Genomic DNA, 7817 nt, shown 5'->3' on the forward strand with positions numbered 1-7817 from the left:
AAACTTAAGCCCTTTACTGTATTCAGAAGTTATTTGACGATTAAGTTGGTGAGCATGATTTTTAGCACTGTTTTTACCCATAATCCAGCCATAACCGGCTGCAACAGGTAGTAGTAAAAACAAAAGCTCAATCATAATTAGGTGTCTTTATTAACGTCAAGCTTGTTTTTATTTTTCTCAGGCGCTAACTGTTTTTTCAAACGGTAATTTTGCCACTTTAATTGAGAGAATAGCTTAAAGCTTATAAAACAACCTATTAGAACACCTAATAAAAAGCAGATACTTATTATTACAGCTAAAGGCAGAGTATTACTGGCTATAATATAATTTACTTGTACTAACTGCGGGTTTTGTGACCCTAATACAAATGCGCTAATTAGGCACAGCGCTACCAGAATAAATTTCAATACCTTGAACAAGTAACTACTCCGTTATATTAACTAGGCAATGCTCGCATTGACGCGGTCGCGTAATTCTTTACCTGGTTTAAAATGAGGTACGTGCTTTCCATCTAACTCTACTGTATCGCCAGTTTTAGGGTTACGACCTGTGCGAGGAGCGCGGAAATGCAAAGAGAAACTACCAAATCCTCTGATCTCTATTCGATCTGAAGAAGATAATGAACCGGCCATTTGTTCTAGAATTTCTTTTACAGCATTTTCAACATCTTTCACTGGAACGTGTGCGTGTTGTTCCGCAAGTGTTTCTATCAATTCTGACTTAGTCATAGCGTTTCCTTAATAAAAAGATATAGGAAGGGCAAAAGTGCCCTCCCAACTAAAAACTAATTATTTATTAGTCTTTTTGTGCATTTGCGAAAGCAGCTGCCATTGCGTTTTCAAACACTGGCTCTTCTTTCTTAAGCTTCTCTAGTACTTCTTTCTCTTCTGCTTCGAAAAGAGCTTTAACAGATAAGCTTAAAGTGCGGTTCTTACGATCAACACCAACGTATTTAACTTCAACTTCGTCGCCTACAGAAACAACAGTAGTTGCATCTTCAACGCGCTCTTGAGCGATATCAGCTACACGGATGTAACCTTCAACGCCTTCGATAAGTTCAACAGTTGCGCCTTTCGCATCAACTTCAGTCACTTTACCTTTAACAATAGCACCTTTTTTGTTTGCATCAAGGTAGTTATTGAACGGGTCAGCTTCGATTTGCTTAACACCTAGAGAGATACGTTCACGCTCTGGGTCAACTTGCAATACGATAGCAGTGATTTCGTCGCCTTTCTTGAATTCACGTACAGCTTCTTCGCCAGGTGTATTCCAAGAAATATCTGAAAGGTGTACAAGACCGTCAATACCACCGTCAAGACCGATAAAGATACCGAAGTCAGTGATTGATTTGATCTTACCAGTAACTTGGTCGCCTTTGTTTTGTAGACGAGCAAATTCCTGCCAAGGATTAGCAATACATTGCTTAAGACCTAGAGAAATACGACGACGTTCTTCGTCGATTTCAAGAACCATAACTTCAACTGTGTCACCTAGTGAAACAACTTTTGAAGGGTGGATGTTCTTGTTAGTCCAATCCATTTCAGAAACGTGTACTAGACCTTCAACGCCTTCTTCGATTTCTACGAAGCAACCGTAATCAGTAAGGTTAGTTACACGACCAGAAAGTTTAGAACCTTCTGGGTAACGACCAGCGATAGCTGCCCATGGATCTTCACCAAGCTGTTTAAGGCCTAGAGATACACGAGTCTTATCTTTGTCGAATTTAAGAACTTTAACTGCGATTTCGTCACCAACATTAACGATTTCTGAAGGGTGCTTAACACGCTTCCACGCCATATCAGTAATGTGTAGTAGACCATCAACACCACCAAGGTCAACGAACGCACCGTAGTCAGTAAGGTTCTTAACGATACCTTTAACTTCTTGACCTTCAACAAGGTTAGCAAGAAGCTCTTCACGTTCTTGTGAGTTTTCTGATTCGATAACTGCACGACGTGAAACAACAACGTTGTTACGTTTTTGATCAAGCTTGATTACTTTAAATTCAAGCTCTTTGCCTTCAAGGTGAGTTGTGTCACGTACTGGACGAACATCAACAAGTGAACCAGGTAGGAAAGCACGGATTGAATCAACTTCAACAGTGAAACCGCCTTTAACTTTACCGTTGATAACACCAGTAACAGTCTCTTGCTCTTCACATGCTTTCTCAAGACGGATCCACGCTTCGTGACGCTTCGCTTTCTCACGAGAAAGGATAGTTTCACCGAAACCGTCTTCGATTGCATCTAGTGCAACATCTACTTCGTCGCCAACAGCAACTTCTAGTTCACCAGCAGCATTTTTGAACTGCTCTGCAGGGATAGCACTTTCTGATTTAAGACCAGCATCTACAAGTACAATGTTGTTCTCGATTGAGATTACTGTACCTTTAACAATAGAGCCTTGCTCTGCTTCAAAACCCTTTAAGCTTTCTTCAAATAACTGCGCAAAATTTTCTGACATACGAATATACGTCTCATATATTAATACCAATAAGCAACCATGCTGCATGGGGTTGTTAAAATAGCACTGGCATCCTGCTGGTGCATAAAATGTGTTTAACTTCGTTTAGGAAGTTTACCTTCAGAGATAGCTGCATCTAATAAAGTAATAACTTTATCAAACACTTGCTGTGCATTTAGCTCGCTAGTATCGAGTTCAATTGCATCTTCTGCAGGCACAAGCGGTGCGACGGCGCGATTCATATCACGGTCATCACGAGCTTGAATGTCTTCTAATAGACCACCTAGTGTAACATCAAGCCCACGCTCATTCAACTCAACAAAGCGTCTACGAGCACGCTCTTGTGCGCTCGCTGTCAAATAGATTTTTAATGGCGCATCTGGGAATACAACAGTACCCATATCACGGCCGTCTGCTATTAAACCATTTTCGGTTCTAAAAGCGCGTTGACGCCTTAATAGCGCTTCACGAACACGAGGAAGAGCTGCTACTTTTGATGCAGCTGCACCCACTTCTTCATTACGAATAGTCGTGGTTACATCCTCTCCCTCTAGAATAACTTTTCCAGCATTAGTTTGGCTATCTACCAAAAACTGCACGTCTAAATTTGCAGCCAGTGGTACAAGTGCCTCTTCGTTATCTAATGCGATTTGGTGATGAAGTGCTGCAAGGGATAAAACGCGGTAAATTGCACCACTATCCAATACATCCCAACCCAACTTATCGGCTAACAAACGACAAACAGTTCCCTTACCAGAACCACTTGGGCCATCAACGGTGATCACGGGCATTAATAACGCCTGCATTTAAACCTCCTGCAATGCACACCTAAATAAACCGCGACATTATACGTCAGTTATTAAAATATATCTGCTATTAGTGTGTAACTTTTTATAAATAGTTATAAAAAGCCTATTCACTCACTGATGCTAATACATTGAAAAACGTAGGAAATGTTTTATAGGTACACTTAGGGTCATTGATTGTTATAGGCTTTCCGCCCACTGCAACCATGGCAAAACACATAGCAATCCGGTGATCATCGTAAGTATCAATAGCGACATCGTTAAATGTTAATGGCGGAGTTATTTCAATAAAATCCTCCCCCTCAACAACTTTTGCACCTACTTTACGAAGTTCTGTACCCATAGCGTAAAGACGGTCTGTTTCTTTTACACGCCAATTATAAATATTACGAATAGCTGTGGGACCTTTAGCAAATAAAGCAACGGTAGCCAACGTCATTGCAGCATCTGGAATGGCATTGGCGTCTATGTCGACCCCTTTTAACTCGCCTTTCCTCACAACTAAACGTTCATCGTACCAATCGATTTGTGCACCGACTTGTTCCATCACCTTCGCAAAGCCAATATCACCCTGAACCGATTTAGCACCCACACCTTTAATTTCAATCTCGCCACCAGCAATGGCTGCGGCTGCAACAAAATAAGAAGCCGATGATGCGTCACCTTCAACCATTATGCGTTCAGGTGATTTATACTGTTGGCCACCTTTTACTTTAAATAGTGAATAGTCTGAATGTTCAACGGTAATACCAAAACGCGCCATAACCCCTAAAGTAATATCAATATAAGGCTTAGACACCAATGTGCCTTTAATTGTAATTTGCGTATCACCACTGAATAATGGAGCTGCCATTAATAAAGCGGTTAAAAATTGACTTGAGATACTGCCATCAATTTCAACTTCGCCACCATTAATTTGCCCACCAACAATTTTAAGCGGTGGGTAGTCTTTGTGCTTTGTATAGGTAATATCACCACCAAGGGCTTGAAGCGCATCAACTAAGTGCCCTATTGGGCGCTCTTCCATGCGTGGCTCACCGACTAACTCATATTCACCTTTAACAGCAGCTAAAACAGCTGTTAACGGACGATATGCTGTACCCGCATTACCTAAAAATAAAGGTTCATTAGGTTTTTTGAACTCACCACCAACACCATGAACAGTTGCAACTGTTCGGTCTTCATTAAGTGTTACTGTTACACCTAAAAGCTCTAATGCTCCCAACATGTGACGAATATCATCACTATCGAGTAAGTTCTCTACAACGGTTGTTCCGCTAGCCAGAGCAGCCAGCAGTAAAATACGATTAGATAAACTTTTTGATCCAGGCAATGTCACAGAGCCGTTAACACGCGATATCGGTTCTAAACGAAGTTGCTCCATTAGCTATTCTCCTTCGCAAAAGCTGCCATGAAATCAACAAGCGCTTGCACGCCTTCAAGTGGCATTGCGTTATAAATACTTGCGCGCATACCGCCTACTATTCTGTGCCCTTCAAGCGCTAATAAACCAGCTTCTTTAGATTGTGATACAAACTTTTCATTTAAGCTTTCGTCATTAAGCCAAAATGGGACGTTCATACGTGAGCGGCAATGCTTGGCTACTTTATTTGAATAAAAAGGAGACTCATCAATAAAATTATAAAGAAGTTCAGCCTTAGCGATATTCTGAGCTTCCATTGCTTTTACACCACCTTGTGCTTCTAACCATTCAAACACTTCTGCAGCTAAGTACCATGCAAATGTGGGTGGTGTATTAAACATACTGCCCTGCTTCGCTTCGAGTGCATAATCTAAAATACCAGGCTTAGCTAAACCTTCACGATCAAGTAATGTTTTGCGCACAATAACGATAGCGATACCTGATGGACCGATATTTTTTTGCGCACCAGCGTAAATTAAATCAAATTTATCTACATCAATTTCGCGCGATAAAATCGTTGACGACATATCAGCAACAATTGGTGCCGTTGGATGACTTGGCACCTCAAAAATTTCTAAGCCATCTACGGTTTCGTTCGGACAATAATGAATATATGAGGCATCTGCAGGTAAAACCCAATCAGCTACATTTTTAATTGAGAATTTTCCATCTGCATCGTTACGTACATCAACACTGGTTGTTGAAGTAAACTTGTTAGCTTCGTCTGTCGCGCTTTTAGACCACACACCATTTTCGCAGTAGATAGCTTTTTTATCTGCTTGATGAAGATTGAGGGGCACTGCACTAAACTGACCGCGACCACCACCATGCATAAATAAAACTTCAAATTCATCACTAATATTCATTAAGCGTCTTAAGCTTGCTTCACATTTTGCAGTTAATGCCAAAAATTCTTTACTACGGTGGCTAATTTCCATTACAGAAACGCCCATGTCTTGCCAATCTAAGAATTCTTTTTGTGCTTTTTGCATTACCGCTTGCGGAAGCATAGCCGGCCCTGCACAAAAATTATATTTACTCATTACCTTTGCCTCATTCCAGTAATTTATACACTCAACATGAAAATATTAAATCCACGCTGTATTAATTTTTTTCAACAACATTAAAAAAAGCGGCCAAGGCCGCTTTTTCAATCTCAATTATTCTGAAGGAGGATTATCATCCACGACTTCATCTATAACTGTATCAACTGTTTCAACGTCTTCAGTATTGATTAAGTCACTTTCTGTAACTTCAATTTCTTCTATACGTTGTAAACCAACTACTTGCTCTTCGTCAATAGTTCTGATCAAAATAACACCTTGTGTGTTACGACCAACTGTTGAAACTTCGTTCACACGAGTACGCACTAACGTTCCGCGATTTGAAATAAGCATTATTTCGTCGTTGTCATCAACTTGAACAGCACCTACTACAGCACCATTACGCTCACTCACCTTAATTGATACAACACCTTGTGTTGCACGACTCTTAGATGGGTAATCTTCAAGTTGAGTTCGTTTACCATAACCATTTTCAGTTACAGTCAATATTGCGCCATCAGTTTTTGGCACGATGAGCGATACAACACGTTGCTCGTCGGTCATTTTAATACCGCGTACACCCGTTGCCGTTCTGCCCATTGGACGAACACCCTTGAAACGAATTTCTGGGTTACCTTCTTCGTCTAATACTGGGTTTCCATTTTCGTCAACAACAGCAGATTCTTCAGCTTCTTTAAAGCGAACAACCTTACCCGCATCGGTAAACAACATTATTTCGTTGGTACCGTCAGTAATATCAACACCAATTAAGCTATCACCCTCATTTAGGTTAACGGCAATAATACCGCTAGCACGTTGACGGCTGTAGGCTGTTAAAGGTGTTTTCTTCACTGTACCAAATGCTGTTGCCATAAAGATGTATTTATCTTCTTCGTACTCACGTACTGGCAGTATAGCGGTAATACGTTCGTCAGCTTCTAAAGGTAATAAGTTTACAATTGGCTTACCGCGTGCTGCACGGCTTGCTAGTGGTAATTGATATACTTTCAGCCAATATAAACGCCCTGCTGTAGAGAAACATAAAATAGTATCATGCGTGTTTGCAACTAAAAGACGTTCAATAAAATCTTCGTCTTTCATTTTTGTTGCAGATTTACCTTTACCACCACGACGCTGCGCTTCGTAATCAGATAACGCCTGATACTTAACATAACCTTCGTGAGAAAGCGTAACAACTACGTTTTCTTCAGTTATTAGGTCTTCAAGGCTGATATCATGCGCGGCTGCGTTGATTTCAGTGCGGCGCTCATCGCCATATTGCGCCTTAATTTCAACTAACTCGTCACGAATTACTTCCATTAAGCGCTCTGGGCTTGCCAGTATGTGTAACAGTTCAGCAATTAAATCAAGCAGTGTTTGGTATTCACTTAAGATTTTTTCGTGCTCAAGACCTGTTAGCTTGTGTAATCGTAAGTCAAGAATCGCTTGAGCTTGTTGCTCAGAAATAAAGTATTGGCCGTCGCGTATACCTAAATCATCAGCTAACCAATCTGGGCGAGCAACGTTAGCCTCACCTGCTTTTTCAAGCATTGCTTTAACATTACCTAATTCCCACGAACGTGCAGTTAACGCTATTTTTGCTTCTGCTGGTGTTGGAGACTTACGAATAAGTTCAATAATTGGGTCAATGTTGGCAAGTGCAATTGCTAGACCTTCTAGCATGTGTGCACGGTCGCGCGCTTTACGTAAATCAAATACTGTACGACGAGTTACTACTTCACGACGGTGAATAATAAACTCTTCAAGCATTTCTTTTAAATTAAAACACTTAGGCTGGTTATTGATGAGTGCAACCATGTTCATACCAAACACTGTTTGTAACTGTGTTTGTGCATATAGGTTGTTTAGAATCACTTCACCTACGTCACCACGCTTTATCTCAATAACGATACGCATACCGTCTTTATCTGATTCATCACGTAGTGCACTAATGCCTTCAATTTTTTTATCTTTAACAAGCTCCGCTATTTTTTCAATTAAGCGTGCTTTGTTAACTTGATAAGGGATTTCATGAACAATAATTGTTTCACGACCCGTTTTTTCGTCTGTTTCGATGTCAGC

The 7817-nt window shown here is 40.6% G+C and carries 7 protein-coding genes and 1 pseudogene; all 8 read right to left on the reverse strand.

Annotated elements, in window-relative coordinates:
* A pseudogene (locus tag BCG07_RS00755) lies at positions 1-135 on the reverse strand (lipopolysaccharide assembly protein LapB); the annotation flags it as partial.
* A gap of 2 nt (positions 136-137) precedes the next feature.
* Positions 138-419 carry a lipopolysaccharide assembly protein LapA domain-containing protein gene (locus tag BCG07_RS00760; RefSeq protein ID WP_008132961.1) on the reverse strand — a complete coding sequence of 94 codons (282 nt, stop codon included), beginning with the start codon at positions 417-419 and terminating at the stop codon, positions 138-140.
* Between the two features lie 21 nt (positions 420-440).
* Positions 441-728 carry an integration host factor subunit beta gene (gene ihfB, locus BCG07_RS00765; RefSeq protein WP_006794165.1) on the reverse strand — a complete coding sequence of 96 codons (288 nt, stop codon included), beginning with the start codon at positions 726-728 and terminating at the stop codon, positions 441-443.
* A 67-nt stretch (positions 729-795) separates the two neighbouring features.
* Positions 796-2463, reverse strand: coding sequence for a 30S ribosomal protein S1 (rpsA, locus tag BCG07_RS00770; RefSeq protein WP_006794164.1), 1668 nt, complete (start codon positions 2461-2463; stop codon positions 796-798).
* 95 nt (positions 2464-2558) lie between these two features.
* A complete protein-coding gene (cmk, locus tag BCG07_RS00775; RefSeq protein WP_008132958.1) occupies positions 2559-3269 on the reverse strand; it encodes a (d)CMP kinase in 711 nt (236 codons plus the stop codon).
* Between the two features lie 106 nt (positions 3270-3375).
* Positions 3376-4653: a 3-phosphoshikimate 1-carboxyvinyltransferase gene (gene aroA / locus BCG07_RS00780; protein WP_286888081.1), complete on the reverse strand. Its 1278-nt coding sequence runs from the start codon at positions 4651-4653 to the stop codon at positions 3376-3378.
* Positions 4653-5735 carry a 3-phosphoserine/phosphohydroxythreonine transaminase gene (gene serC / locus BCG07_RS00785; protein ID WP_008132955.1) on the reverse strand — a complete coding sequence of 361 codons (1083 nt, stop codon included), beginning with the start codon at positions 5733-5735 and terminating at the stop codon, positions 4653-4655. The genes aroA and serC overlap by 1 nt, the downstream gene beginning before the upstream one ends.
* A gap of 117 nt (positions 5736-5852) precedes the next feature.
* Positions 5853-7817: DNA gyrase C-terminal beta-propeller domain-containing protein (locus tag BCG07_RS00790; RefSeq protein WP_286888083.1), on the reverse strand; the 1965-nt coding region annotated here is incomplete at its 5' end.

It is taken from the genome of Pseudoalteromonas sp. ESRF-bin5, from assembly GCF_002632075.1.
In the GTDB taxonomy this organism is placed as follows: Bacteria; Pseudomonadota; Gammaproteobacteria; order Enterobacterales; family Alteromonadaceae; genus Pseudoalteromonas; species Pseudoalteromonas marina.

Excerpts from the sequence above, each read along its gene's own strand:
- aroA (WP_286888081.1), bottom strand. The coding sequence starts at position 4,653 with ATGGAGCAACTTCGTTTAGAACCGATATCGCGTGTTAACGGCTCTGTG.
- rpsA (WP_006794164.1), bottom strand. The coding sequence starts at position 2,463 with ATGTCAGAAAATTTTGCGCAGTTATTTGAAGAAAGCTTAAAGGGTTTT.
- ihfB (WP_006794165.1), bottom strand. The coding sequence starts at position 728 with ATGACTAAGTCAGAATTGATAGAAACACTTGCGGAACAACACGCACAC.
- serC (WP_008132955.1), bottom strand. The coding sequence starts at position 5,735 with ATGAGTAAATATAATTTTTGTGCAGGGCCGGCTATGCTTCCGCAAGCG.
- cmk (WP_008132958.1), bottom strand. The coding sequence starts at position 3,269 with ATGCAGGCGTTATTAATGCCCGTGATCACCGTTGATGGCCCAAGTGGT.